The organism is Nocardia sp. CA-128927 (assembly GCF_050955855.1).
GTDB lineage: Bacteria > Actinomycetota > Actinomycetes > Mycobacteriales > Mycobacteriaceae > Nocardia.
The window spans coordinates 275,089-299,485 of the sequence record NZ_CP192087.1; the positions used below are offsets into that span (position 1 = coordinate 275,089).

Here is a 24,397-nt window from a genome sequence, read left to right on the forward strand (position 1 = left end):
CCGGCAGCCTGGACGTGCGGCGGGCACGCCGTGCTGCGACCTGCTCGGACTACTCGCATGGCATCTCCGGGTTCACTCGGGTCGGCATTCGCATCGGCGCCGCACGGTCTCGGATCGAGAGCGCGCGGGGGATCGGCGATCATGCTGCCAGGTCGGGGTTCGGATGTGGCAACACGTGCCGGTCGTGGCGAAACGAAAACCGCACCCCGCCCGACCCACGTATCGGATACGGGGCGGATCGAGGTGCGGCGCGAAGCAAGGACTCAGATAGGGAGCTTGCGGAAGATCGGGCGCGGGATGTGGCGCAGGATCATCATCACGTAGCGGAAGGTGCCCGGCGCCCAGATGAGCTCCTTGCCCTTCTGCGCGGCCGAAACCGCAAGCACCGCAATGTCTTCCTTGTCCACGGTGAGCGGCGCCTCTTTGACATGCGCGGAGAACTTGGTCCGCACCATGCCCGGCCGGATCACCAGCACGCGCGGACCGTGCGGCCGCAGCGCCTCGCCGAGTCCGAGGAAGAAGCCGTCCAGGCCGGCCTTGGTCGAGCCGTAGACGAAGTTGGAGCGGCGGACCCGCTCACCGGCGACCGAGGACATGGCGATGATCCGCCCGAAGCCCTGCGCCTTCATCTTCTCGCCGACCAGCACGCCGACGGAAACCGATGCGGTGTAGTTGATTCCGGCGACCTGCACGGCCTTGCGCTGGTTCTGCCACAGCTCTTCGGGATCGCCGTCCAGCGCGAACGCGACGATGGCGATATCGACGTCGCCGCCGTCCCAGGCCGCGTCGATCACCTTCGGGTGGCTGTCGGTATCGAGCGCGTCGAAGTCGATGACGTCGACCTGGCTCGCGCCGGCCGCCGTCATCTGGGCGACCGCTGCTTCGCGTAGCGGATCGTTCGGCAGTGCGGCGAGGACGATGCGCGCGGCGCCCTTCTTCAGGTATTCCGCGCAGATCGCCAGACCGATCTCGGAGGTCCCGCCCAGCAGCAGGATGGCCTGCGGGTTACCTACGGCATTGATCACTGCAGCTCCAGCCTTCTCGCCATGTCGGACATGAAAACGCCTGTGGGGTCGACACTTCGGCGGATCTTGATCCACTCGTCGATCCGCGGGTACATCTTGTGGAACGTCTCGGCGGTGGTCCGCGAGTCCTTCGCGGTGTAGAGCCGCCCACCGAACTCCAGCACCCGCCGGTCCAGCTCGCTGACCAGCTCGTTCAGGCCAGGCCTGATCGGGAAGTCGACGCAGATGTTCCAGCCCGGCATCGGGAAGCTCAACGGGGCCGGATTGCCCACGCCGAATAGCTTGAACACATTCAAGGCCGAGTAGTGGCCCGACGCCTGGATGTCGATGATGATCCGCTTGAACTCTTCGACCGCCTCGGTCGGAACCACGAATTGGTACTGCAGGAACCCGGCAGGTCCGTAGGCACGGTTCCACTCGGCGATCATGTCGAGGGGGTGGTAGAACTGCGTCAGATTCTGCACCTTGCCGGTGTAGTTGCCGCCGAGTGCGTAATACGCCTCACCTACCGCACCTAGGCTCAGCTTGTTCGCCGCCCAGCTCGGGAAGATGTTCGGCACCGTCATCAGCTGCGGCGCATCGAATTTCAGTGGGTTCGCACGCTGACGCTTGGGCAGCTCGTCCACCTTGGCCAGGCGGCCACGAGTGATGTTTGCCCGGCCGAGCTTCGGTAGCGGGTTCATCACGTCGAACCACGCGCTCGAATACGTGTAGTTCGCCTCGCTGCCGTCGCTGTGCGCCGCGATCGTCTCGTCGAGTGTGGTGGTCTTCACGCCGTCGTTGAGGAAGTACGCCGATTCGGTCGGCGTCATCTCGATGGTCGCGCGCAGGATGATGCCGGTGAGCCCGTTGCCGCCGACGGTCGCCCAGAACAGCTTGGCGTTGCGCTTCGGTGTGATGTGCTGCACCTGGCCATCGGCGGTGAGCAGATCGATCGAGCGCACGTGGTTGCCGAAGCTGCCCTCGCTGTGATGATTCTTACCGTGGATATCGGACGCGATGGCGCCGCCGATCGTCACCTGACGGGTGCCGGGCAGCACCGGGACCCACAGCCCGAACGGCAGCGCCGCCTTCATGAGCTGGTCCAGGCTGACGCCGCCGTCCACGTCGACGATCCGCGTGTCGCGGTCGATGCGATGGATGTTGTTCAGCGCCGTCATGTCGACGACCAGGCCGCCCGCGTTCTGCGCGTGGTCGCCATAGGAGCGACCGAGCCCGCGCGCGATGACGCCGCGGCGCAGGTGCGGTGGCTTCGAGTCATTGTCCTCGGCGACCATGGCGACGGCCTTGGCGATCAGTTCGGGATCGCTGGTCGAGAGCACTTCGGAAGAGGTTGGTGCGGTGCGACCCCACCCGGTCAACGTGCGGGTCTGCGTTGGCAATGCGAACGCGTTCCCGGCGGCGGCCCCATCGTTTGTGACGGTGGTGCCGCTCTCGTTACCGGTTGTCGTGGTGGCGGTCGGAGCTTTCGTGGACATCGGCATAGAGGCTACAGGTATGACCCGACATCGGCGTCGATGTCTCTTACTCCGGAGTAGTGATCTACATATCGGTTTAGCGCCCGCTACGCTCGTCGCGTGCATGCCGAACCCCACCTGCCGCTGCCGGTCGAGCTGCCGCTGGTCGACGAGCCGGGCGGTACCGACGTCGACCTGAAGACGCAGATCGTCCGGTTCACCCTGACCGGCGGCCTGTCGGCGGTCGTCGACTTCGGGCTGTACAGCCTGCTCTTCAACCTGATCGGGCTGCCGCGCGAGGCGGCCAAGTCGATCAGCTTCATCGTCGGCACCACCACGGCGTACCTGATCAACCGTCGGTGGACCTTCCAGGCCGCGCCGAGTCGGGCCCGGTTCGTCGCCGTGGTGATCCTCTACGCGGTGACCTTCGCCGTCCAGGTCGGCATCAACGCGGTGCTCTACGACGGCCTGCCCGACGCCGCCTGGCGGCAGCTGCTGGCGTTCGTCATCGCGCAGGGCATCGCGACGGTCATCAACTTTGTCGTGCAGCGCCTGGTGATCTTCAAGATCAACTAACCGGGTCAGCGAGTGACCAGTGCTCCGGTCCGGTCGCCGCTCTCGGCCTTGGCGCCGAAGTAGTCGCCGCCCTTGGCGCGGACGTTGTCGGTGCCCCAGTCGCGGCGTTCGCGGTCGGCGGGCACCAGGTGCGGAATGTGCTTGCGGCAGTGGATGTATGCCTCTTCGATGTCGACCACGACCCAGCGTTCGGCGGTGCGGCCCTTGAGGTTCTCGGGCAGGCCGGGGGTCGCGTTGCGCAGGGTGGCGTCGGGGATGATCCGGGCCGAGCCGTTGATGTGCAGGCCGATCAGGTCTCGCACGAAATCGATGAGCAGGATGCCGACGTGCGGGTTCTCCAGGATGTTGCCCAGGCTGGCCAGCACGCCGTTGCCCCGGTATTCGGGGTACGCAATCGTGCGTTCGTCGATGACGTGCAGAAAGCCGGGTTCGCCCGCGCGGAAGCTGGCATCGCAGTCGCCGTGCTTGTCCGAGGTGGCGATGAAGGCCATCTCCATCCGGCCGATGAATTCGATCATCGTGGGATTCAGCTGTTCCAGCACCTGGTCGTTGTAGAAGCGAGCGGCTCTGTCCTGGGTGCCGTACCGATCTTGTAGCTCGTGTTCACCGTCGCTGCCGCACTGTATACCGGGCATCTTCGCCACCCTCTGTTTGCCGGAATCCGGATCCTTCGAGGGTCGACGCTGAGCCCGCGACTAAACCGAAATCCTGTCCATTTTAGTCCGTTCGGCCTGGCAAAAACTGTGAAACCAACGTTGAGAATGCACCGAATGCATAGTTAGCGCAAGGGATTCCGTGACTCGACTACAAGCCGACCGGCCGGGATTGTTCTCCCGATCGGTCGGCTCGTCAGTGGGGCGGTCGGCGGGTGCGTCACGCCGGGTTCAGCGTCACCGGGACGCCGTTGAAGATCGCGTTGCCGGACGGCACATCGACCACCGAATCATCGGTCAGCACATTGGCATTGACGCCGGCGTGTGCCCTGGCGACGGTCTGCGTGCTGTCGGCATGTCCCCATCCGTGCGGCAGGCTCACTACGCCGGGCATGATCGAATCGGTCGGCTCCAGCGGCACCGTGAGCGTTCCGGCGGCCGACTTCACCACCGCGTTCTCGCCGAGCCCGAGCCGGGCCACGTCGGCCGGATTGATGTGCAGCGTGCAGCGATTCGACCCGCTGACCAGCTGCCCGATGTTGTGCATCCAGCTGTTGTTGGATCGCAGTTGGCGTCGGCCGATCAGCACCACGTCCGGCGCGAGATCGGCCAGGCGCGCCCGCATCCTGGCCACGTCGTCGAGCAGCGGCCGCGGCGCGAGGTCCACCCGCTTCGATTCGGTCCGTAGCGCGCCGGGTAGCTTCGGCAGCAACGGGCCCAGGTCGATGCCGTGCGGATTGTCCAGCAGCACTTGCAGATTCAGCGAGCCACCGGTCCACTCGCCGTACGGGCCGAGGCGCAGCATCATGTCGATGCGTTGCTCGGTGGTGTCCGCGCCGGCCAATTCGTCGCGCCGGTCGGCCATTCCGGCCTTCTGCAGGGTGCCCGCGATGATCAGTTCGTCCACGCCGGTGAGCGGGTCGACTCCGTCCACGCCCTCGTGCGGCATGCCCGAAACCGCCGCGGCGAGGCGCGCCAGCACCGCCGATTCCGAGGGGCGATCACCCAGCGGTACCAGGGGGCGGGAGTAGCGCGCGTAGTTGTGGACCGCGAATTGCAGCAAGGCGAAGTCGTAGTGCGACGACTGCACCGGCCGCGGCGGCGGCAGGATCACGTCGGCGTGCCTGGTCGTTTCGTTGAGATAGCGGTCGACACTGACCATGAAATCGAGCTGAGCGAAGGCCGCGTCCAGGCGGGCGCCGCTCGGCGCGGACAACACCGGGTTTCCGGCGACCGTCACCAGCGCGCGGATCTGCCCCTCGCCCGGCGTGAGGATCTCGTCGGCCAGGGTCGCGACCGGCAGTTCGCCCATTGTCTCGGGCAATTCGCGGACCCGGCTGGCCCAGCGCCCCAGCCGGAACGGCCTGCTGCGCACGATGCCGCCCGCCGCCGCGGTGGCGAACATCGCGCCGCCGGGGGAGTCCAGGTTGCCGGTCAGCGCGTTGATCGCGTCGACGAGCCACTGCGTAATGGTGCCGAATTCCGCTGTGCAGGTGCCGATCCTGGCGTACACCGCCGCGGTCGGCGCCGCCGCGAGCTCGCGGGCGAGGCGAATCACTGTCGCCGCGGGCACTCCGGTGCGCACCGCCACCGAGTCGGGGCTGAATGCCGCTGCGGCGGTGCGCAGTTCGTCCAGCCCGTCGACCGCGACCCGAACGTCGGTGAGATCTTCCGCGAACAGCGTGTGCACGATCCCGAACAGCAGATACGCGTCGCTGCCCGGCCGGATGAACAGATGCTCGTCGGCCAGCTTCGCGGTGCGGGTGACCCGCGGGTCGACCACCACGAAACGGCCGCCCCTGCGCTGCAAGGCCTTCAACCGGCCGGGGAAATCCGGTGCGGTGCACAGCGATCCGTTCGATTCGAGCGGGTTCGCGCCGAGCATCAGCAGATAGTCGGTCCGATCCAGGTCGGGCACCGGCACCGTCAGCGGATCGCCGAACATCAGCCCGCTGGCCACCTGCTTGGGCATCTGGTCGGCGGTGCTGGCGGAGTAGAGGTTCTTGGTGCTCAGCGCGCGCAGCAGCACGGGGACATACAGCGCGCCCGCCACGGTGTGTGCGTTCGGGTTGCCCAGATATGCTGCCGCGGCTTGTTTTCCGTGCTCGGCGATGACCGCCGGAAAGCGTTCCGCGATGAGATCGAATGCCTCGTTCCATGAGGCGGTCCGCCAGGTATCGGTCGCCCGATCCCGAATAAGCGGCTCGGTCACCCGATCCGGATCTTCATCCAGACTTCCGAAGCTCGCCCCCTTGGGGCAGATGAAGCCCTTGCTGAAGGGGTCCGCTTTGTCGCCGCGGACCGAGGTCACGTGGTCGTCAGGATCGAGGGTGATTTCGAGTCCACACACGGCCTCGCACAGCGGGCAGGTGCGCAACAAGTTGCGAGATTCCGTGATGGGAGTAGCCATGCCCCATCCTCCCGCGCCGACGCTGGTCTGAAAAGAGAACGGGCGATATGCGGCGTTGTGGAAGCTACAACGGCCGAAACCCGCTCGCCCGAGTCATCGACGATACGGACGAGACGAGTGATTTCGGAAGTACATGGGTAACTCCCCGGGGACGGGCTGACTTACCCACTACTTGACAGTCGGCCGCCAACGCCACTGTCGTGGCACCTAGGTCTGGCCTGAATACGCGGAGAGGCGGGCTAGCAAGCGACGCTGGTGAGCTGCGAGCCCTTGCGGGCGGTGGCGGCCCGGACGGCGGCGCTGATCGCGACCACCGGCGGAACCCAGCGGGCCTCGCCGGGTGCGACGCTCCAGCCGGCCGAACCGGCCGCCGAGAGCTGGGTGGGCGGCAGCGGGACGCCCGCGCCGTCGGTGTAGACAACGGCACCCGCGGCGGTGAGCGCTTCGAGCGCCATCGCGGCCTTGCGGACGCCGGTGACCAAGTGGATCTCGCGACGCTCGGCGCCGGGCAGTTCGATAACCGGGCCGGACAGGTTGTTCGCCCGCAGGAAGCGGCGAACTTCGCCGGCCAGCTCGCCGCTGACCTCGATGGCGGAAAGGTCGTCATCGGTGATCAGGCAGAGACCGTTGGCCGTTTCTGCGACCGTCCATCCGCGCTGGGTGTAGTCCTGCGCAGCGGCGGTCATAGCGGCCGCCGAGACGGAAGTCGGAAACGTGGTGCGCACTGTTCTCTCCATTCCCCGGTAGATCTGGGTCCTGCATCTTCATGGGGCGTATCGGTGCCGGACATCCGCAGCGTTACGCGATCTTCAAAACTTCTTTAGGACTGTTGGCTACGTCTCTTTCAGGCCAGCTTGAAAGCTAATTGCTATGACGTTGCTCGAGCTGGTAACAAGACTTGTTGTCCCACTGCTACTTTCGGCCGCTGACCTGTTCTTTCACTGCGCCGCTCCTGCGAGGCTGCTGTGCATAGGTGTGTCTCGTGTGGTCTGCCCGAGTTTCCAGCTGGCCCGGATGTGGGATTACAGGGAGGATTTCGATCATGAGTGATGAGTCCAACGGCACCGGCAGGGGAAGTGAGCTGCCGAACCCGGAGGAGTACGAGGCCGAATCGCGGTGGATCACTTGGAAGGAATCGGCGGCACGCCGGTTCTCCCGGAGCACCGTGGTCGAAGAGGAACAACAGCGGGAGCCGTTCGAGAGCCCCCGCGCCTTCGGGCAGTGGAGCGTCGAGGCGGCGCGCGGTCTGCTCGATGTCCAGTTCCGTCGCACGGCCACGCGCACGCTGCTGCCGCTGGTCTACATCCTCGGGCTGGTGTTCGCCTTCGCGGTGCCGATCGCGCTGACGGTGTCGATGTGGCGGGTGTCGGCCGTGCTCGGGGTGCTCGCGGCGTTGATCGGGGTGCCGCTCGGGCTGACCATCGCGGCCGCGGTGCGGCTCATTCTGGAATTCCTGGCGAACGCGTCCCGACTGGCGACCCGGATGGAGCACATCAGCGAACTCGCCGATGACCTGTTCCAGGCGCTGTCCGATGTCGCCGAGCCGGTCAACCAGCTCTCCGAAGACGTTCGCGCGGTGCAGTTCTGGCGCTTCCGCAAGGGCGGCTCGCGCAGGTAGTGGAGCTAAACCGCGCTCGTCAAACATGTTTGGCGTTGCGAGGCCATCGGCCTAGCTGAGCCACCGATCGTGACCTGTGTCCGATTCGCTGTGAAACAATGCTGTTTGGATGCCGGGGTATCGACAACGGGCATCTGGTACGGATGGTCGCAACGCGAACTCGTGCGGGTTCGGGTAGTGCGACCGTTGCACGGCAACGAGGGGGGAACAACTATGGCTTTACCGCAGGCCACGACTGGATCGACGATGCCGCGGCGCCAGCTCGGGCGCCATCTGCGCGATCTGCGCAACCGGGCCAGGATGACCACCAGGATGGCTGCCCAGCAGCTGGAATGGTCGGAAGCCAAGATCTGGCGGATCGAGACGGGCCAGACCTCCTTGCGCAGCCTCGATGTCGAGGCGATGTGCAAGGTCTACGGCGCGCCGTCCGACCTCATCGGACCGCTCACCGCCTTGGCGCGGGAGACCAAGGCACGGGGGTGGTGGACCGCGTACGGCGACGTGATCGCCGAGGGTTACGAGGTCTACATCGGTCTGGAGGAGGCCGCGGCCCGGCTGTCGACCTACGAGAACGAGCTGGTGCCCGGCCTGTTGCAGACCGAGGCATACACGCGCGCGATGCTCATCGCCTCGCGCCCGGAGATGTCCGCGAGCGAGATCGACCGTCGGGTGCAGCTGCGGCTGGCGCGGCAGACGTTGGTCACCCGGACCGATTCGCCGGTGCATCTCGACGCGGTGATCAGCGAGAGCGTGCTGTGGCGGCGCATCGGCGGTGCCGAGGTGGCCGCCGGGCAGCTGGAACACCTGCGGCGCATGTGCGACCTGCCCAACGTCCGAATCCGGGTGGTGCCACCGGATTCCGGCTACCACGACGGCATGGAGTCGGGCCGGTTCGTCATGCTCGAGTTCCCCGAGCTGCGGGTCGGCGAGCAGCCCGAGCCGCCGGTCGTCTACGTCGAGGCGTTCACCGGGCCGGTCTACCTGGACAAGGAAAACGAAATCGACCGGTACCGAAAGGCTTTCGGGAGCCTGGCGTCGGTCGCGGTGGACGCGCGCGAAAGCATCGAGGACGCGCGGGCTAGTTGCAGCGTCTGAGCTGTGGCATGGTGCGCTACCTAGGTGTTGTTGGGGCTCAGCACTTTTGGCCGGGCGTACCCCAGGTCGCAGTCAGCACGGAGCGGTGCGTCGGCAGCGCTCGCTCGTAGACCTCGCGCCCCTTCTCGGTGAGGCAGACGAACACGGCGCGGCGATCGTCGGTGCACATGGTGCGTGCCACCAGACCGTCGCGTTCGAGGCGCGCCACCGCACGCGAGAGCGCGCTCTGACTCAGGTAGATGTCGTTGGCCAGATCGCTCATTCGATAGTCGCCACAGTTGGCGTCGATCAGCCGGTCCAGCGTCTCGAACTCGCTGAGCCCGATCTGATGCTGGCCCTGTAGCGCTTTTTCCAGTGCGCAACTCACCGTCGCGTGGCGGTCGAGTAGCTCTCGCCACTCGCCAATCAGCCCGGTCGGCGCGACGGTGCGCCGGGCTGTCTCGATAGCCGACGGGTTCGACATGGCCCCATCCTAGTGGTCCTACGCGGTCTATGCAACTGCATTAAATGTGTTGGCATTTAATGCGCACGCATGTAGCGTACCCCGCATGACTTCACCAGCAGCCCTGGCGGCCGCTTCCGCGACCGATCCGACCAGATGGACTACCCGCCTTTGGGGCATGCTGATCACGCTGTGCATCGTGCTGTTCCTCGATGGCCTCGACGTTTCGATGATCGGTGTGGCGCTGCCGTCCATCGGCAACGAACTCGATCTCTCGACCTCAACGCTGCAGTGGCTGGTGAGCGGCTACATCCTCGGTTACGGCGGCCTGCTGCTGCTCGGTGGCCGCACCGCCGATCTCTTCGGGCGCCGCAAGGTCTTCCTGATCGCACTGGCGGTCTTCGCCATCGCCTCGCTCGCCGGTGGTCTGGTGAGCTCGGGCCCGCTGCTGATCCTGACCCGTTTCATCAAGGGCCTGGCCGCCGCGTTCACCGCGCCGACCGGTCTGTCGATCATCACCACCAACTTCGCCGAGGGCCCGGCCCGCAACAAGGCGCTGTCCATCTACACCGTGTTCGGCGCGGGCGGCTACTCGTCCGGCCTGCTGTTCGGCGGCCTGATGACCGGCGTCGGCTGGCGCTGGACCTTCCTGCTGCCGGTGCCGATCGCGCTGGCCGCGCTGGCCGCCGCGTGGGTGCTGGTGCCCAAGGACAAGCCCGCCGAGGGTGGCGGCCACGACCTCTTCGGTGCGCTGCTGTCCACCTCCGCCATGCTGCTGCTGGTCTACACCGTCGTCACCGCGCCGGAGGCCGGTTGGGCGTCGGCCCGCACGCTCGGCTCGTTCGCCGCGGTGCTGGTCCTGTTCGCCGGGTTCATCGCGGTGGAGAAGCGGGTCAAGCACCCGCTGGTCCGGCTCGGCATCCTGCGCAAGGTGTCGCTGGTCCGCGCCAGCCTGGCGATCGTCGCGGTGGCCGGTTCCTACTTCAGCTGGCAGTTCATCGTGACCATGTACATGCAGGACACCCTGGGCTGGTCGCCGCTGAAGCTGTCGATGGCACTCCTGCCGGTCGGTCTGATGGTCGCGTTGTCCGCGGTCTTCTCGGACAAGCTGGTCGACCGGTTCGGCACCGCCCCGATCATCGGCGTCACCATGGCCGTGATGGCCGTCGGCTACCTGCTGTTCCTGCGGCTGGACACCGCGCCGTCGTACTGGACGATGCTGCTGCCCGCGATCATGCTGATCGGCATCGGCTGGGTCGGCTTCCCCGCCATCAACATTCAGGCGACCAACGGGATCGACGACGACGAGCAAGGTCTCGCGGCAGGTGTGCTGCAGACCTCGATGCAGGTCGGTGCGGCCATCGTGCTCGCGGTGACCACCGCGATCATCGCGTCGGGTTCGCACGGTGACACCTCGCCGACCGCGATGCTCGACACCTACCGCCCGGGCCTGATGTTCGCCGCGGCCGTCTCGATCGTCGGTGCGCTGGTTGCCCTTTCGGCCTTCTTCGTGAAGAAGCGGGACAAGCAGACCGAGCCGGCTGCCGAGCCGGAGCCGGAGCTCGAACTCGTCGGCTGATCCTCGCGGCCGACTCGAAAAGCCGACTGGCACCACTGTGGGGTGGTGCCAGTCGGCTTTCGCGTTGTTCAGGAAAAGGGCGGTGCCGCAGTGTCTTTGGCCGAGCGAATGAACGTCAGCGGGCTGCCGTCCCGGCCGACCGTCGGCCAGTCGATCCCGAGCCGTGGATCGAAAGCGTCGATGTCCCGGTCGAATTCGGGCGCGTACTCGAGCGAACACAGGTAGGTGACGGTGGAGTTGTCCTCCAGCGACAGGATCGCATGCCCGAGCCCCTCGGACAGGAACATCGAGCGCCGGTCCACGTCGTCGAGCAGCACGCTGTCCCAGCGCCCGTAGGTGGGCGAGCCCGGCCGCAGGTCGACGACCACGTCGAGAAACGCACCGCGCACACAGGTTACGTACTTCGCCTGCCCCGGCGGATCCTCGGTGTAGTGGATGCCGCGCAGCACGCCCGCCGCCGAGACCGAGCAGTTCACCTGGCGCAGATCGAACGGACGGCCGGTGGCTTTCTCGAACTCCGAGGCCTTGAATCCCTCGAGAAACATGCCGCGTCCGTCACCGAGCTGGCGCGGGGTGATCACCCAGGCGCCGGGCACCGCGAGTTCCCTGAACTCCATGCTCACCAGTCCCGGCCGCGTTCGAGGATGTCGAGCAGGTAACTGCCGTAGCCGGAGCGGGCCAGCGGTTCGGCCAGCTTGCACAGCTGTTCGTCGTCGATGTAACCCATCCGCCAGGCCACCTCCTCGGGCACGCCGATCTTGAGGCCCTGCCGTTCTTCGATGGTGCGCACGTAGTTGGCGGCGTCGAGCAGCGAATCGAAGGTGCCGGTGTCGAGCCACGCGGTGCCGCGGGCGAGCACGTCGACCCGGAGCCGATCCTGTTCCAGGTAGGCGCGATTGATGTCGGTGATCTCGTATTCGCCACGCGCGGAAGGCCGCAGCGTGCGGGCGATCTCGACCACGTCGTTGTCGTAGAAGTACAGCCCGGGGATGGCGTAGTTCGAGCGCGGGGTCTTCGGCTTCTCCTCGATGGACACCGCGCGCCCGTCGGTGAACTCGACCACGCCGTACGCGGTCGGATCCGACACCCGGTAGGCGAACACCGCGCCGCCGTCGATGCCGGCGAAGCGGTTCAGGCTGGTGCCGAGGCCGGGACCGTGAAAGATGTTGTCGCCGAGCACCAGTGCCGCGTTCTCGGTGCCGATGTGGTCGGCGCCGAGCACGAAGGCGCGGGCCAGGCCGTCCGGTTCGGGCTGCACCACGTAGCTGATCGAGAGGCCGAACTGCGCGCCGTCACCGAGCAGCCTGCCGAACGCGTCGGCGTCCTCGGGCGTGGTGATGACCAGGATGTCGCGAATGCCCGCGAGCATCAGGGTGGACAGCGGGTAATAGACCATGGGCTTGTCGTAGACCGGGACCAGCTGCTTGCTGACCCCGCGTGTAATCGGATGCAACCGAGACCCGGTGCCACCCGCCAAGATGATTCCCCGCATGACCAGGAGTCTGCCAGCTCGGCCGGTAGTAGGCGTCGGCGAGGTTCCGAGTGCTGTTCGAATTGATTACGGAATCGGCGTTCGCGGTTTCCGGAGCCGCCGATTCGGCGATTCTGTTGCTTAGGTCACACAACACATGGTGTTCTGAAACATCACTGTGTGAGATGTCAGCGCCGACAGCTCGCCTGAGACCGCTCGGTCGTGGCTCGGCGCACCAGTTGTGAGGTAGGTGCGCGATGGTAGCGACCAGCGTCGGCGAGCCCGGCAATGTAATGAATCCGGAAAATCTGAGTGCCCCGGCACGCCTGGTGCTGGCGGCCTGCCTCGGCGTCGTCCGGCCCGCGCTGCGTGCCGCACCGATCACCCGCGCGACCATTCCGATCGGTGCGCTGGCCATCGACACGCTGGCCCGGCTGCGGCCGGAACCGCAGGGGATCGATCGGGAGCAGGTGGCGCTCAACGGTTTCCGGATGGAGATCGTGCGCCCGGCGGGCGCGGCCAGGGCACTGCGACACGGTGCCCTGCTGTACATGCACGGCGGCGGATTCGCGGTCTGTGGGCTCCGTACCCACCGGCCGGTGGCGGCGAGCCTGGCGCGGCGTACCGGCCTGCCGGTGGTCAACGTCGACTATCGGCAGCTGCCGAGCAAGCGCATCACCAATTCGGTCGACGACTGCCTCACCGCCTATCGCTGGCTGTTGCGGCACGGCGCGGACCCGAGCCGGATCGTGTTCGCCGGTGATTCCGCAGGCGGCTACCTGACTTTCGCGACCGCGCTGCGCGCGATCGAGGAGGGGCTGCCCGCACCCGCCGGGCTGGTCGGGCTGAGCCCGCTGCTCGATCTGGACTACGCGGCGAAGCGAACGCACGTGAATGTCCGGCGGGATCCCTACATTCCGCTGCTCGCGCTGGAGGCGGTGGTCCGCATCGGCGCGGAGATCGACGGCAAGCTCGATCCGCTCCTGTCTCCGGTCAACGGGCTGCTGGCGGGCCTGCCGCCGGTGCTGCTGATCGCCGCGGAGGACGAGGTGCTGCGCTACGACTGCGAGCTGATGGCGCAGCGCCTCACTGCGGCGGGCGTGCCGAACGCGGTGGAGCTCTGGCGCGGTCAGGTGCACGCGTTCATGAGCATCGCGCCGAGCCTGCCGGAGAGCCGGGCGGCGCTGGCCAGGGTGTCGCGTTTCGTGCGCGCGCGGATCGAGGAGGGCCAACAGGCGCGGACGGCGTAAACCGTCCGGCCTGTCCAGGCGAGCCCCGTTCCGCTGTGGCCGGGACGGGGCTCGCGCATGTCCGCCCAGAATCGTCGAAACCCCGCCCGGCCAGTGGCCGAGCGGGGTTTCGACGTTGTATTCGGTTGCGCTGTCGACTACTTGGCAGCCGGGGGCGCGACGAACGGCTGGTTGATCGTGGTGAAGTACTGGATCGCCGCACCGATCGCGACCGGGGCGGTCACGAAGATCTGGCCGGCGATCACGCCGAGCGCGCCCATCGCGGCCGCACCGGCGAGGCAGCCGGCGATGATGCCGCCGACGAACGGGCCGAACAGGCCGACGATGGTGCCACCGACGATGGTGCCACCGAGCGCGCCACCGAGGACACAGCCGACAGCCGCGCCGCCGAGGCCACCGACCAGGGTGCCGATGGTGGCACCCATCGAGATGGTGGAGGTCATGCGGCTCCAGGCCGCCTGCTCACGGTCGTATTCGTTCTTCCACGGCGCCTTGTCCTCGAACGGCAGGGCGACCGGCTTGTAGGTGGCCTTGTCCATCTGGATCTGCGGGGTCAGCGTCGCGGTGCGATCGGAGATGTTGGCCGCGATCGGGAACTCGAAGTCGTCGAGGCGGAACTTCAGCGGGGTGCCGGCGACGGTGGTGCCGTTGGCGGCCTTGATCTTCAGCGCGTCGTCCTCGACCACGATGGAGCCGGAGTCGATGGAGATGATGGACTTGGAGTCGGTGGCTTGGGAAGTGAAGTTGATCGGCGCTTCAGCTTCCGCGGCTGGGGCCGCGTTGACGGTTCCGGCGGTGATGCCGAGGGCGGCGATCAGCAGCGCCGAAGAGGCGGCAAACTTTTTAATAACCATGTGCTGTAGTCCTCTATCAGTTGCATTCAGTAAGCAGAAACGACCGTCGACCAAGTTCGCAAACTTTGGGTAACTCGATCGGCCCAACAAGAGCCCCGTCTCGGCAGTAGCCGGGCCGGGGCTCCTGGCTCGCTTTCAGTTGTGCGAGTTCAGTTGTGTGGCAGCGTGACTCGTCTTACTTGGGAGCGACGAACGGCTGGTTGATGGTCGTAAAGTACTGGATCACCGCACCGATCGCGACCGGAGCGGTCACGAAGATCTGGCCCAGGAGGGTGCCGAGGGCGCCGATGGCGAGGAAGCCGGCAATGCAGCCGCCCACAAATCCGGCGGGGGCGCCGAGCAGTACGGAAATCGCGCCGGTCAGCACGGCGCCGGTGGCACCGCCGAGCACACAACCGATAGCGGCGCCGCCGAGGCCACCAACGAGGGTGCCGATGGTGGCGCCCATCGCGATGGTGTCCTTCATACGGTTGAACGCCGCTTGCTCACGGTCGTACTCGGTCTTCCAGGGCGCCTTGTCTTCGTACGGGAGGGCGACGGGCTTGTATGTCGCGTGCGACATGTCGACCTGCGGGGTCAGGGTTGCGGTGCGGCCGGAGATCTCCGCGCCGATGGGGAATTCGAAGTCGTCGATGCGCATCGCGAGCGGGGTGCCCGCGACGGTGGTGCCGGCCGCATCCTTGATCTTGAGGGCACCGTCTTCGACCTCGATCGAACCCTGATCGATCGAGAGAATGGACTGGGTGTCGGTGCCGGTGGCCGTGTAGTTGATCACCTTCTGGTCGGCGGCCGGAGCCGCGTTGACCGTGCCTGCCGAAACGCCGAGAGCGGCGATCAGCAGCGCCGACGTAGCGGCGAATTTCCTCATCAGCATTTTGTTCGGAACCTCGATGTGAAGCGTTCGGAGGGGACTAGACGATCGAAATCTAGACCAGCTAACGGGTGGTGAACCGGTTGTGACCTTTTATTCAAATTTTGTTCACCAAAGAGACCCGTAGCATGGTGGGGTTGCGGAAACATGCACTCTAGGTGCGCGTTTGGGCGGTAAATCGGACTGGGCGTCCTAGTTCTACCGAAGAGTAAGAGACCAAGGTCACAGAGCGCAACTCTGGCCGACCGACCCGGTTCGGCTGATAAGGACTGCATCCCGTGTCCGGTCGTCCGTGGACGTAAGGTCATGGCGTGCGATTGCTTGTCACCGGCGGAGCCGGATTCATCGGAGCCAACTTCGTCAAGCAGACCATTGTCGGCCGTCCCGACACCACCGTAACGGTTCTGGACGCGTTGACCTATGCCGGAAATCGAGCATCCCTGGACCCGGTGGCCGATCGGATCGATTTCGTCCACGGTGACATCGCCGATCTCGATCTGGTCGACGAACTCGTCAGCGGTGTGGACGCGGTCGTGCACTTCGCCGCCGAATCACACAACGATAACTCTCTGGCCGAGCCGTGGCCGTTCGTGCAGACGAATATTGTCGGCACCTATTCACTGCTGCAGGCCGTGCGCCGTTATGACGTGCGCTATCACCACGTGTCCACCGACGAGGTCTACGGCGATCTGCTGCCCGACGAGCCCGCGTTCACCGAACACACCCCGTACAACCCGTCGAGCCCCTACTCGGCCACCAAGGCGTCCAGTGATCTGCTGGTGCGCGCCTGGACCCGCTCGTTCGGCGTCCGCGCCACCCTGTCCAACTGCAGCAACAACTATGGGCCCTACCAGCACGTGGAGAAGTTCATTCCGCGCCAGATCACCAACCTGATCGACGGTGTCCGGCCGCGGCTCTACGGCGCGGGCCATCAGGTGCGCGACTGGATCCACGTCGACGACCACAACCGCGCCGTGTGGGACATCCTGGAGCGCGGGCGAATCGGGCAGACCTACCTGATCGGCGCCGAGGGCGAGCTGGACAACAAGTCCGTGGTGCGGATGATCCTGGAGGCCTTCGACCGCGACCCGGCCGACTTCGATCACGTCACCGACCGCCCCGGCCACGACCAGCGCTACGCGATCGACGCGACGCTGCTGCGCACCGAACTCGGCTGGACCCCGCGCTACGCCGACTTCCGCGCGGGCCTGGCCGCGACCGTCCAGTGGTACCGCGACAACGAATCCTGGTGGCGCCCCCACAAGGCCGTCACCGAGCGCGCCTATGTGGCCGCGGGCGAGCAGACCCTCAGCGGCGCAACGGAATAGCCGCGCTGGGGATCAGCCCCAGACGATGTCGTAGTACTTCCAGACCGCGCCGATGAGCGCGATCACGGTGGCGACGATGACGGTGACCGCAGGCCCGACCGTCGGGGTCTTGCCCGCGATGTTGGTGAGCCGCAACGGCATCCAGCGCAGCAGCACCGCGAACGCGACGATCGCCAGCGGCACGAAGTAGCGGCCCTGCACCCCGTCGATGATGTAGTAGCCGATCGGCGTGAACGACATGTACAGCGTCACGTAGATCATCGCCACGCTGGCCGCCACGGTGAGCGCGACGAGCAGGGTGCGCCGGAAGGTGGCCGCGGTCATCCGGTCCGCCACCCCGAGGCTGACCGCGAAGGCGAACAGGCAGGCCAGCATGGTCAGCGCGGGCACGTCGATGTAGGCGAAGCCGAGCTCACCGAAGAACTGGCTGAACCACCGCTCGTCGCGCAGCGCGATGCTCTCGCCGAACACGTTGATGAAATGCCCTGGGTCGGTGAGGATGCCGCGCAACTGCTCGCCCGGCTTGACCGAATGCCACTGATGCTCGGGTCGCATCAGGCCCATGCCGTCGCCGGTGGGCGCCGCGATCTTCATCCAGACGGCGAAGATCGCACCCCCCAAAGCCGCGAAGGCCCAAGGGATCCAGCGCTTCCAGCCGGTGAACCCGAGCCGGTCCGCGGGCACCAGCACGACGAGCATGGCGAGCAGCACGTAGGTCGGCTTGCTCACCGGCAGCAGGATCGTCGCGGCGAGCAGCGCACCGGTCTCCAGCCGACCGAGCCGGTCGCCGAGGAACAGCGCCTTAACCAGCAGCGCCGACGCCATGATGGCCAGCGCGTTGGTCATCGTGTCCGCGGTGACGGTGCCCGCCTGGAACACCGCGATCGGCAGCACCGCGACGGTGAACGCCAGCCACTGCACCCGATGCTTGCGCAGCGCGTAGAGGCCGAAGCCGACCACGGCCAGGTAGGCGAGCAGCCCGGCGAGCCTGGTCAGCGCGATCGTCCCGCCGACGTCGAGGCCGAACAGCTCGGCCAGCCGAAGGCCAACGGCGGCAGGGATATACGGCACCGGCGAGTACGCGGCGGTGTTGGTGAACCAGACGGGTTCGGTCTGGTCGGACACCGCGGCGCCGCCGAGCCGGTCGTACCCGGCCGGGTCCGCGACCATCGGGTCCGGCTCTTCCGGGTTGGTCGTGTAGTCCCGCAGCGCGTAGCCCATCAGGGCGGTGATGCTGGTCGGGACGTCGCCGCCGTAGGCGACACCGCGATCGTCGTGAATCTTCTGCGGCAGCAGCCCGCCGTGCGCGACCTGGTAGGCGCGGCCGAACTGGGTGATCTCGTCATGGCCCCAGAAGGCGGGCGTGAGGACGCTGAACAGCCCGCCGAAGATCGCGACGAGCACGGTGAAGGCGATCGTCGCCCCACCGAAGCGCGTCACGATGCGGCCCGCGAAATCGCGGGCCGATCCGGTCGAGCCGTCAGAAGTCTTGACCGACACCGCCTTCGGGGTGCCGTTGCCGTTCGCCGAGGCGGGGGTCGTCTCGTCCAGCGTCTGCGCCGGATTCGATCCGCTGTCTTCCGTGGTGGCTCGTGCTGCGGAGGCGGTCACTGCCCGTCTCCGCCGGTGCGGGCGTCACCGCCGTTGCCGTTCGGATGGAAGTCGTCCGCGCTCACCGCGGAGTAGCGCAGATACACCAGTCGCGCGGCCTCGTGCCGCGAGCGCCGGATGCCGTCCAGGATCAGGCCCGCGGTCCACGCCAGGCTGCCGAGCAGCAGCAACGTGAACGCGAGGAACAGCGTCGGGAACCGCGGCACCGTGCCCGTGTTGTAGAACTCGACCACGATCGGGATGCTCAGCACGATCGACACCAGCCAGCTCAGCGTGCCGAACAGGCCGTAGAACATGACCGGCCGCTCGTGCCTGGCCAGCCCGACGATCAGCGCCAGGATCTTGAGACCGTCGTGGTAGGTGCGCAGCTTGCTCTCGCTGCCCGCCGGGCGGTCGCGGAAATCGACCGGCACCGCGGTCCGCGGCACCCGCAGGTGCAGCGAGTGGACCGTCAGCTCGGTCTCGATCTCGAACTCGCGGGAGACCGCGGGGAAGCTCTTCACGAAGCGGCGGGAGAACACCCGGAACCCACTCAGCATGTCCTCGACGTTCTCGCCGAACACCTTGCCGACCACGCCGTTGAGCACCTTGTTGCCGGTCTCGTGGCCGGCCCGGTACGCCGAGCCGCTCTCGTCCTGTCTCCGGACGCCGAGCACATGGTCGTAGGGGCCGTCCAGCAGCGTCTTGATCATCAGCGGCGCGGCCGACGCTTCATAGGTGTCGTCGCCGTCGATCATCAGATAGACATCGGCCTCGATGTCGGCGAAGGCGCGGCGCACGACATTGCCCTTGCCCTTGGTGTATTCGTGGCGCACGATCGCGCCTGCGGCACGGGCACGTTCGGCCGTCTGGTCCGTGCTCAGATTGTCGTAGACATAAACGACGATCCCCGGCACGGCGGCCTGCAGGTCGGCGACGACCTTGGCGACGGACGCCTCTTCGTTGTGGCACGGCACCACGGCGGCAATACGAAGCTCGGTGGAGTCCACCCGGGTCAATCCTCGCGATCGGTGGTGAATGTGGGAACACCGGGAGGGTACACGGCGGCGCGAGCGTTGGCCCGGAGGCGGCAGCTTGCGTAACCACGTAGGGGCCGCGAACGCCGCCAAGTCGGATACAGCAACTCACCGCCGACGCGTGGCCGACCTCACCGCGTCGGGGGCGGAATTTCCGGTCGGGGTGCGCCGCGCGCGGGCTGCGGTACCGTCGGGCCGTGCCAACCAGTGAGTCGACCGCGCAGGCGGGCGAGACCGTGCCGCCCGTCGAGAGATCGATCGTCGGGAAGGTGCGCACCGCGCTACGGCAGGGCAGCGCGTTCCTGGTGGTCGGGGCGCTCGGCTTTCTCGTCGACGCGGGCACCTACAACCTCCTGGTCTTCTGGGGTGGCGAGGGCGTGCTCTATCACTACCCACTACCCGCCAAGATCATCGCGATTGTGGTGGCCACGGTGGTCACCTACTTCGGCAACAAGTGGTGGACCTTCGCGCACAAGAAGACCGACAACCCCGGGCGCGAATACCTTCTTTACGCCGTCTTCAATGTCGTCGCGATCGGCCTGCAACTGGGTTGTCTCGGCTTCTCGCGGTATGTGCTCGACCTGTCCTCACCGCTCTCGGACAACATCTCCGGCACGCTCATCGGCCAGATCGTGGCCGTGGTCTTCCGCTACTGGGCCTACGACAAGTTCGTCTTCACCGGCGCGCGCGAGGGCGGCGACGCGGTCGGCACCGACACTTCAGCGAATGTTCAGCAACAGAAATAGACACGGCGGCACCACGCCTGAGCAGGCAGCTACCTACGCTGGTTGATATCCTCACCCCCGCCGCGAACGGCATCCAGGGGCAGTCTGTCCCGTCCGGCACGATAACGATTTCGAGGACTTCATGGATCAGTCGGCTACCCAGGCCGTGACCGAAACGAACGATCGAGCTCCGGCCGTTGACGCCCCGGCCTCGCTGCGCTCCGACCACCGGGCGCCGGATCGGCTGGTGCTGCAGCGCGGCATCTTCACCGGTCCGTCGGCGAAGGTGAGCGACGAGCTGTATGCCGTCGTCAAGGGTCGCGCGCATCGGGAACGCCAGGTGCTGCGGCTGGAAAAGGGTACGGCCGCGCACACCAACACCTACTTCGGCCGCTTCGCCGCGAGCTACTGGCAGCGCTGGACCACCGTCACCGAGGTGCGGGTGGCCATGGTGCTCGACGTGACCAAGAAGGCCAGGATCCGCCTAGTAGCGTCCGATATCGCGGGGCATCGCCGGATCATCGACACCGCGCAGGTCACCGAGAGCGGCCCGCTGACGCTCACCGCGCCGCTGGATCAGTACGTCGACGGCGGCGCGATCTGGCTCGAATTCGACGCCATCGGCGGCGACCTCGGCATCACCGAGGTCAGCTGGACCACCGCCGCGCCGGACCACATTCGGCCCGTCGCCATCGCCATCTGCACCTTCAACCGGGCCGAGGACTGCGCGCACACGGTCGCGGCGTTGGCGTCCGACGACGTCGTGCTCGCCGCGATCGACGCGGTGTACGTGGTGGACCAGGGCACCGATCTGGTGCAGAACCGGCCGCGCTACCAAGAGGTCGTGCCGGTCTTCGGCGACAAGCTGCGCTACATCCGCCAGCCGAATCTCGGTGGCGCGGGCGGCTTCACCCGCGGGCTCTACGAGGTGTCCGCGGCCAACGAGCACGCCGACGTCATCCTGATGGACGACGACATCCTGTGCGAGCCGGAAACGGTGTTGCGGCTCAACGCCTTCGCCAACATGACGGTGGAACCGACCCTGGTCGGCGCGCAGATGCTGTTCCTGCTCAACCCCGACTACCTCAATGTCGGCGCCGAGGAGGTGCATCTGCAGCAGCTGCGGCACGGGCAGAAGGTGCCGAAGGCGTTGCGCAACACCAGCATGCTCAAGAAGAACCAGGAGCGCCGGGTCGACGCGGGCTACAACGCGTGGTGGACCTGCCTGATCCCGGCCGAGGTGGTCGCCAAGATCGGGCTGCCGGTGCCGATCTTCTTCCAGTGGGACGACGTCGAATACGGCATCCGGGCCAGGGAGAACGGCTTCGTCACGGTCACCCTGCCGAACGCGGCGGTGTGGCACGCGGACTTCTACTGGAAGGACTACGACGACTGGGCGCGCTACTTCAGCACGCGCAACTCGTTGATCGTCGGCTCGCTGCACACCGACCTCGACGGTAAAGCGATCACCCGCAAGCTGTTCCGCGAGCTGTCCGAGCAGCTGGTCGCCATGCAGTACGGCCTGGTGCACACCACGTTGCAGGGCATCGAGGACTTCCTGAAGGGTCCGAAGGTGTTGCAGGACGGCGGCATCGACGCGCTCGCCGCCGCCCGCGGCACCAGGGCCGACTATGCCGAGACGATCAAGCATCCGGCGTCGACGCCGCCGGTGCGGTCCGGCGATATCCAGTTGCGCCGCGCCACCGGCGAACCGAGCCGCCCGGTGCTGGTGCTGATCAAGCGGGCCATCAACCAGTGGTTCGGCCGCACCCAGCACGGCGTCATCGGCGTCACCCGCGAAGACGCGTACTGGTGGCATGTTTCGCTGTTCGACCACGTGGTGGTCACCGACGCCTCGCAGTCCGGCGTTCGAGTCCGGCAGCGCGACAAGGCGCGTGCGCGGCAGCTGCTCCGCCGCACCATCCACGTGCTGCGCAGGCTCCGCAGCGAACTCCCCGCCTTGCAGCAGGAGTACCGCGCCGCGGTGCCGGAGCTCACCAGCCGCGCCAACTGGGAACGTCTGTACGGCATCTCGAATACCAAACGCGACAGCTGATTTCGGATATGACGGAGGGGACGGGCCGACTGGCCCGTCCCCTCCGTCGTTCGTTCGGTGCTACCGGTGCAGCGGGGAGTCGTCCAGGAACAGGTCAGTGGTGAGTGGGCCGTCGCCGGGGACCACGCGGTACTTCTCGAGATCCGTGATGCCATGGGCGGCAAGGACATCGTCATCGATGAAGAAGTTGCCGGAGGTCGACTTGGCCGGCGAGGTGAGCACCAGGTAGGCGGCGTCGGCGTAGATGTCGGGGGTGCGCGAGGTGGCCATCATCTCCTCGCCGCCGAGCAGGTTCTTGACCGCGGCGGTGGCGATGGTGGTGCGCGGCCACAGCGAGTTGACGCCGATCCCGTCGCCCTTCAGCTCCTCCGCCAAACCCAGTGTGGTGAGCGACATTCCGTACTTGGCGATGGTGTAACCCAGCGCGGTACCCGCCCACTTGGGGTCGAGGTTGAGCGGCGGGGACAGGGTGAGGATGTGCGGATTGCGGTCGGCCGCTGCCGATTTGCGCAGGTGCGGGAGGCTCAGCTTGGACAGCAGGAAGCTGCCGCGGGTGTTGATGTCCTGCATCAGGTCGTACTTCTTCATCGATAGCGCGTCGGTGGGGGACATGTCGATCGCCGAGGCGTTGTTCACCACAATGTCGATGCCGCCGAACCGCTCGACCGTCTGCCGCACGGCCTCGGCCACCGAATCATCGATGCGCACGTCGCCGACGAACGGCAGCACCTGGCCACCGGCCGCCTCGAGTTCCGCCGCCGCGGTGTGGATGGTGCCGGGGAGCTTGGGATGCGGCAGATCGGTCTTGGCGATCAGCGTGATGTTCGCGCCGTCGGCCGCTGCTCGCTTGGCGATCTCCAGACCGATGCCCCGGCTGCCGCCGGACATGATCAGCGTTCTGCCCGCGAGCGGCTTGGATCCCGGTTCCGTCATTAGACCTGCTCCTGTCGTCAACGCCGCAGGTGAGACCCCGCAGCCTTCCACCGTTTGCACATTAAGCGTAAACCCTCGTCATATGCAACGGGTTGCATAGGGTGTCAGCTCGCAGGGACGGATGCGGGAGCCGTTGCGCGGGGCGGGCGGTGCCGATCGCCGACTGCGTGCCGCCCGCCCTGCGCTCCGGGTTCAGCGGCGGGAGCTCCGTTCCCGGTGGCCCTGCCGCTGCTGTTTGGTGATTGCCCGCCAGTCGCGTTTGCGCTCGGCTTCCAGGCGCTTGTCGGTGCGCGCCGCCATCCAGGCGTTCTCCTTGGCCAGCTTGCGGTAGCTGTCGAAGCGCCGCTGGGGGAGTTCGCCGTTATCGATGGCTGCCAGGACCGCGCAGCCGGGTTCGCCGTTGTGCGCGCAGTCGCCGAATCGGCAGCGGGCGGCGAGGGATTCGATATCGCTGAAGGTCTTCTCAATCCCCTCGGCGGCGTCCCACAGCCCGATCCCGCGCAGTCCCGGTGTGTCGATGAGCGTGCCGCCGTTCGGCAGCGGCCGTAGCTCGCGGTGCACCGTTGTGTGCCGCCCCTTCTTGTCCGCCGCGCGAACGGCGTTGGTGGCGAACACTTCCTGCCCGAGCAGGGCATTGGCGAGGGTGGACTTGCCCGCACCCGACGGACCGATCAGGGCGACCGTCCCGTCGAGCATCGCGGCGAGCACATCCAGCCCGGCGCCACTGCTCGCGCTCACCGCGAGCGCGCTCGCGCCGGGCGCGACGGCCCGTACCTCGTCGATCGGAATATCCACGGCCGCATCGGCTTTGGTCAGCACCACGATGGGTTGCGCATTGCTCTCCCAGGCCAGCGCGAGCATCCGCTCGATCCGACCCAGGTCGACATCCGCGTCGGCCGCCGTGCAGAGCAGTACGGTGTCGACATTGGCGGCGAGTACCTGCCCCTGCGACCGCCCGGACACCGACGACCGCATGATCGCCGATCGTCGCGGCAGTAGTTGCCGCACAGTCGATTCGGCGTCGATCGTCACCCAGTCGCCGGTGCACAGCCCGCTGACCTCGGAGTCGGCCCGAGGGCATCGGGCACGGGCCATCCCGGTCGGTGTGGCGACATCACATTCGCTGCGATCCATCCGGACAACCCGGGCTGGCACACAGCCTTCCTCGATCAGCGAGGCGTATTCATCAGCTACGGCTTCGGTCCAGCCGTAAGGAACAAGAAGGTCGTTCTCAACCATGATGGAAGGAGTCTTTCGTTGGGCACCGAGCCCAACGCGGACTCAGTGACTGAAGATTGAGGTGGCGTTCCGTGTGGCGGCGTGCACAAGCACAGCTCGGCCGAACACGACAATCCGAAGGTTCCTAGCCACGGTCCACACCTCCTCGACTCTTTCGCAGTTGCCCAGAACTTTGACATGGCTCCGCC

22 protein-coding genes are annotated in these 24,397 nt (G+C 66.7%); 8 read left to right on the top strand and 14 right to left on the bottom strand.

Annotated elements, in window-relative coordinates; all coding sequences use genetic code 11:
• Positions 1 to 263: 263 nt before the first annotated feature.
• Together ACQPW1_RS01270 and ACQPW1_RS01275 are read right to left on the bottom strand one after the other, a co-directional pair.
• Positions 264 to 1,025, bottom strand: a complete 762-nt coding sequence (locus ACQPW1_RS01270) for a decaprenylphospho-beta-D-erythro-pentofuranosid-2-ulose 2-reductase (protein WP_433660943.1) — start codon at positions 1,023 to 1,025, stop codon at positions 264 to 266.
• Entirely contained in the window at positions 1,022 to 2,509 is a 1,488-nt protein-coding gene (locus tag ACQPW1_RS01275; protein ID WP_433660944.1) for an FAD-binding protein, read from the bottom strand. The genes ACQPW1_RS01270 and ACQPW1_RS01275 overlap by 4 nt, the downstream gene beginning before the upstream one ends.
• 93 nt (positions 2,510 to 2,602) lie before the next feature.
• Here ACQPW1_RS01275 and ACQPW1_RS01280 point away from each other — a divergent pair, with 93 nt between their 5' ends.
• Positions 2,603 to 3,058 carry a GtrA family protein gene (locus ACQPW1_RS01280; RefSeq protein WP_433660945.1) on the top strand — a complete coding sequence of 152 codons (456 nt, stop codon included), beginning with the start codon at positions 2,603 to 2,605 and terminating at the stop codon, positions 3,056 to 3,058.
• Positions 3,059 to 3,063: 5 nt separating this feature from the next.
• Here the strand turns inward: ACQPW1_RS01280 and ACQPW1_RS01285 are convergent, their stop codons facing one another.
• The 3 genes from ACQPW1_RS01285 to ACQPW1_RS01295 all read right to left on the bottom strand — a co-directional run bounded on the left by ACQPW1_RS01285 (position 3,064) and on the right by ACQPW1_RS01295 (position 6,846).
• Positions 3,064 to 3,693, bottom strand: a complete 630-nt coding sequence (locus ACQPW1_RS01285) for a pyridoxamine 5'-phosphate oxidase family protein (protein ID WP_433660946.1) — start codon at positions 3,691 to 3,693, stop codon at positions 3,064 to 3,066.
• A gap of 238 nt (positions 3,694 to 3,931) precedes the next feature.
• The gene (locus ACQPW1_RS01290) at positions 3,932 to 6,121 is read right to left on the bottom strand and encodes a molybdopterin-dependent oxidoreductase (protein ID WP_433660947.1); all 2,190 of its coding nucleotides are present in this window, start codon (positions 6,119 to 6,121) and stop codon (positions 3,932 to 3,934) included.
• A 239-nt stretch (positions 6,122 to 6,360) separates the two neighbouring features.
• A complete protein-coding gene (locus ACQPW1_RS01295) occupies positions 6,361 to 6,846 on the bottom strand; it encodes a hypothetical protein (protein ID WP_433660948.1) in 486 nt (161 codons plus the stop codon).
• 317 nt (positions 6,847 to 7,163) lie between these two features.
• Here ACQPW1_RS01295 and ACQPW1_RS01300 point away from each other — a divergent pair, with 317 nt between their 5' ends.
• Both ACQPW1_RS01300 and ACQPW1_RS01305 read left to right on the top strand, forming a co-directional pair.
• Positions 7,164 to 7,739: a DUF4282 domain-containing protein gene (locus ACQPW1_RS01300; RefSeq protein ID WP_433660949.1), complete on the top strand. Its 576-nt coding sequence runs from the start codon at positions 7,164 to 7,166 to the stop codon at positions 7,737 to 7,739.
• Between the two features lie 246 nt (positions 7,740 to 7,985).
• Complete coding sequence (locus ACQPW1_RS01305) at positions 7,986 to 8,834, top strand: helix-turn-helix domain-containing protein (protein WP_433660950.1); 849 nt, start codon at positions 7,986 to 7,988, stop codon at positions 8,832 to 8,834.
• Positions 8,835 to 8,871: 37 nt separating this feature from the next.
• On the opposite strand, the gene ACQPW1_RS01310 is transcribed toward ACQPW1_RS01305, so the two are convergent.
• A complete protein-coding gene (locus tag ACQPW1_RS01310) occupies positions 8,872 to 9,297 on the bottom strand; it encodes a MarR family winged helix-turn-helix transcriptional regulator (protein WP_433660951.1) in 426 nt (141 codons plus the stop codon).
• Between the two features lie 85 nt (positions 9,298 to 9,382).
• On the opposite strand from ACQPW1_RS01310, the gene ACQPW1_RS01315 reads away from it, so the two are divergent.
• Positions 9,383 to 10,855: an MFS transporter gene (locus tag ACQPW1_RS01315; protein WP_433660952.1), complete on the top strand. Its 1,473-nt coding sequence runs from the start codon at positions 9,383 to 9,385 to the stop codon at positions 10,853 to 10,855.
• A 68-nt stretch (positions 10,856 to 10,923) separates the two neighbouring features.
• Here the strand turns inward: ACQPW1_RS01315 and ACQPW1_RS01320 are convergent, their stop codons facing one another.
• Together ACQPW1_RS01320 and rfbA are read right to left on the bottom strand one after the other, a co-directional pair.
• Positions 10,924 to 11,472: a dTDP-4-dehydrorhamnose 3,5-epimerase family protein gene (locus ACQPW1_RS01320; protein WP_433660953.1), complete on the bottom strand. Its 549-nt coding sequence runs from the start codon at positions 11,470 to 11,472 to the stop codon at positions 10,924 to 10,926.
• A gap of 2 nt (positions 11,473 to 11,474) precedes the next feature.
• Positions 11,475 to 12,347, bottom strand: coding sequence for a glucose-1-phosphate thymidylyltransferase RfbA (gene rfbA / locus ACQPW1_RS01325; RefSeq protein WP_433660954.1), 873 nt, complete (start codon positions 12,345 to 12,347; stop codon positions 11,475 to 11,477).
• Positions 12,348 to 12,583: 236 nt separating this feature from the next.
• On the opposite strand from rfbA, the gene ACQPW1_RS01330 reads away from it, so the two are divergent.
• Complete coding sequence (locus ACQPW1_RS01330) at positions 12,584 to 13,576, top strand: alpha/beta hydrolase (RefSeq protein ID WP_433660955.1); 993 nt, start codon at positions 12,584 to 12,586, stop codon at positions 13,574 to 13,576.
• 137 nt (positions 13,577 to 13,713) lie between these two features.
• On the opposite strand, the gene ACQPW1_RS01335 is transcribed toward ACQPW1_RS01330, so the two are convergent.
• Together ACQPW1_RS01335 and ACQPW1_RS01340 are read right to left on the bottom strand one after the other, a co-directional pair.
• Entirely contained in the window at positions 13,714 to 14,430 is a 717-nt protein-coding gene (locus ACQPW1_RS01335; protein WP_433660956.1) for a hypothetical protein, read from the bottom strand.
• A gap of 175 nt (positions 14,431 to 14,605) precedes the next feature.
• Positions 14,606 to 15,304, bottom strand: coding sequence for a hypothetical protein (locus ACQPW1_RS01340; RefSeq protein WP_433660957.1), 699 nt, complete (start codon positions 15,302 to 15,304; stop codon positions 14,606 to 14,608).
• Between the two features lie 308 nt (positions 15,305 to 15,612).
• On the opposite strand from ACQPW1_RS01340, the gene rfbB reads away from it, so the two are divergent.
• A complete protein-coding gene (gene rfbB / locus ACQPW1_RS01345; RefSeq protein WP_433660958.1) occupies positions 15,613 to 16,629 on the top strand; it encodes a dTDP-glucose 4,6-dehydratase in 1,017 nt (338 codons plus the stop codon).
• A gap of 12 nt (positions 16,630 to 16,641) precedes the next feature.
• Here rfbB and ACQPW1_RS01350 read toward each other — a convergent pair whose 3' ends face one another.
• Together ACQPW1_RS01350 and ACQPW1_RS01355 are read right to left on the bottom strand one after the other, a co-directional pair.
• Positions 16,642 to 18,240 (bottom strand): DUF2142 domain-containing protein, encoded by a 1,599-nt coding sequence (locus ACQPW1_RS01350; protein WP_433660959.1) that lies wholly within the window; start codon positions 18,238 to 18,240, stop codon positions 16,642 to 16,644.
• Positions 18,237 to 19,229 carry a glycosyltransferase gene (locus tag ACQPW1_RS01355; protein ID WP_433660960.1) on the bottom strand — a complete coding sequence of 331 codons (993 nt, stop codon included), beginning with the start codon at positions 19,227 to 19,229 and terminating at the stop codon, positions 18,237 to 18,239. Before ACQPW1_RS01355 ends, ACQPW1_RS01350 begins: the two co-directional genes overlap by 4 nt.
• Before the next feature lie 224 nt (positions 19,230 to 19,453).
• Here ACQPW1_RS01355 and ACQPW1_RS01360 point away from each other — a divergent pair, with 224 nt between their 5' ends.
• Both ACQPW1_RS01360 and ACQPW1_RS01365 read left to right on the top strand, forming a co-directional pair.
• Positions 19,454 to 20,002, top strand: a complete 549-nt coding sequence (locus ACQPW1_RS01360; RefSeq protein WP_433660961.1) for a GtrA family protein — start codon at positions 19,454 to 19,456, stop codon at positions 20,000 to 20,002.
• Between the two features lie 121 nt (positions 20,003 to 20,123).
• The gene (locus tag ACQPW1_RS01365; RefSeq protein WP_433660962.1) at positions 20,124 to 22,037 is read left to right on the top strand and encodes a glycosyltransferase; all 1,914 of its coding nucleotides are present in this window, start codon (positions 20,124 to 20,126) and stop codon (positions 22,035 to 22,037) included.
• Between the two features lie 60 nt (positions 22,038 to 22,097).
• Here the strand turns inward: ACQPW1_RS01365 and ACQPW1_RS01370 are convergent, their stop codons facing one another.
• Both ACQPW1_RS01370 and rsgA read right to left on the bottom strand, forming a co-directional pair.
• On the bottom strand, positions 22,098 to 22,970 hold the full coding sequence (locus ACQPW1_RS01370; protein ID WP_433660963.1) for an SDR family oxidoreductase: 873 nt from the start codon (positions 22,968 to 22,970) through the stop codon (positions 22,098 to 22,100).
• 192 nt (positions 22,971 to 23,162) lie between these two features.
• Positions 23,163 to 24,209 carry a ribosome small subunit-dependent GTPase A gene (gene rsgA, locus ACQPW1_RS01375; RefSeq protein WP_433660964.1) on the bottom strand — a complete coding sequence of 349 codons (1,047 nt, stop codon included), beginning with the start codon at positions 24,207 to 24,209 and terminating at the stop codon, positions 23,163 to 23,165.
• Positions 24,210 to 24,397 lie beyond the last annotated feature (188 nt).

Bases quoted from the DNA above. Each gene is read 5' to 3' on its own strand.
- ACQPW1_RS01275 (WP_433660944.1), bottom strand. From the start codon at position 2,509: ATGCCGATGTCCACGAAAGCTCCGACCGCCACCACGACAACCGGTAAC.
- ACQPW1_RS01285 (WP_433660946.1), bottom strand. From the start codon at position 3,693: ATGCCCGGTATACAGTGCGGCAGCGACGGTGAACACGAGCTACAAGAT.
- ACQPW1_RS01290 (WP_433660947.1), bottom strand. From the start codon at position 6,121: ATGGCTACTCCCATCACGGAATCTCGCAACTTGTTGCGCACCTGCCCG.
- ACQPW1_RS01300 (WP_433660949.1), top strand. From the start codon at position 7,164: ATGAGTGATGAGTCCAACGGCACCGGCAGGGGAAGTGAGCTGCCGAAC.
- ACQPW1_RS01305 (WP_433660950.1), top strand. From the start codon at position 7,986: ATGCCGCGGCGCCAGCTCGGGCGCCATCTGCGCGATCTGCGCAACCGG.
- ACQPW1_RS01310 (WP_433660951.1), bottom strand. From the start codon at position 9,297: ATGTCGAACCCGTCGGCTATCGAGACAGCCCGGCGCACCGTCGCGCCG.
- ACQPW1_RS01315 (WP_433660952.1), top strand. From the start codon at position 9,383: ATGACTTCACCAGCAGCCCTGGCGGCCGCTTCCGCGACCGATCCGACC.
- ACQPW1_RS01320 (WP_433660953.1), bottom strand. From the start codon at position 11,472: ATGGAGTTCAGGGAACTCGCGGTGCCCGGCGCCTGGGTGATCACCCCG.
- rfbA (WP_433660954.1), bottom strand. From the start codon at position 12,347: ATGCGGGGAATCATCTTGGCGGGTGGCACCGGGTCTCGGTTGCATCCG.
- ACQPW1_RS01330 (WP_433660955.1), top strand. From the start codon at position 12,584: ATGGTAGCGACCAGCGTCGGCGAGCCCGGCAATGTAATGAATCCGGAA.
- ACQPW1_RS01335 (WP_433660956.1), bottom strand. From the start codon at position 14,430: ATGGTTATTAAAAAGTTTGCCGCCTCTTCGGCGCTGCTGATCGCCGCC.
- ACQPW1_RS01340 (WP_433660957.1), bottom strand. From the start codon at position 15,304: ATGCTGATGAGGAAATTCGCCGCTACGTCGGCGCTGCTGATCGCCGCT.
- ACQPW1_RS01365 (WP_433660962.1), top strand. From the start codon at position 20,124: ATGGATCAGTCGGCTACCCAGGCCGTGACCGAAACGAACGATCGAGCT.
- ACQPW1_RS01370 (WP_433660963.1), bottom strand. From the start codon at position 22,970: ATGACGGAACCGGGATCCAAGCCGCTCGCGGGCAGAACGCTGATCATG.
- rsgA (WP_433660964.1), bottom strand. From the start codon at position 24,209: ATGGTTGAGAACGACCTTCTTGTTCCTTACGGCTGGACCGAAGCCGTA.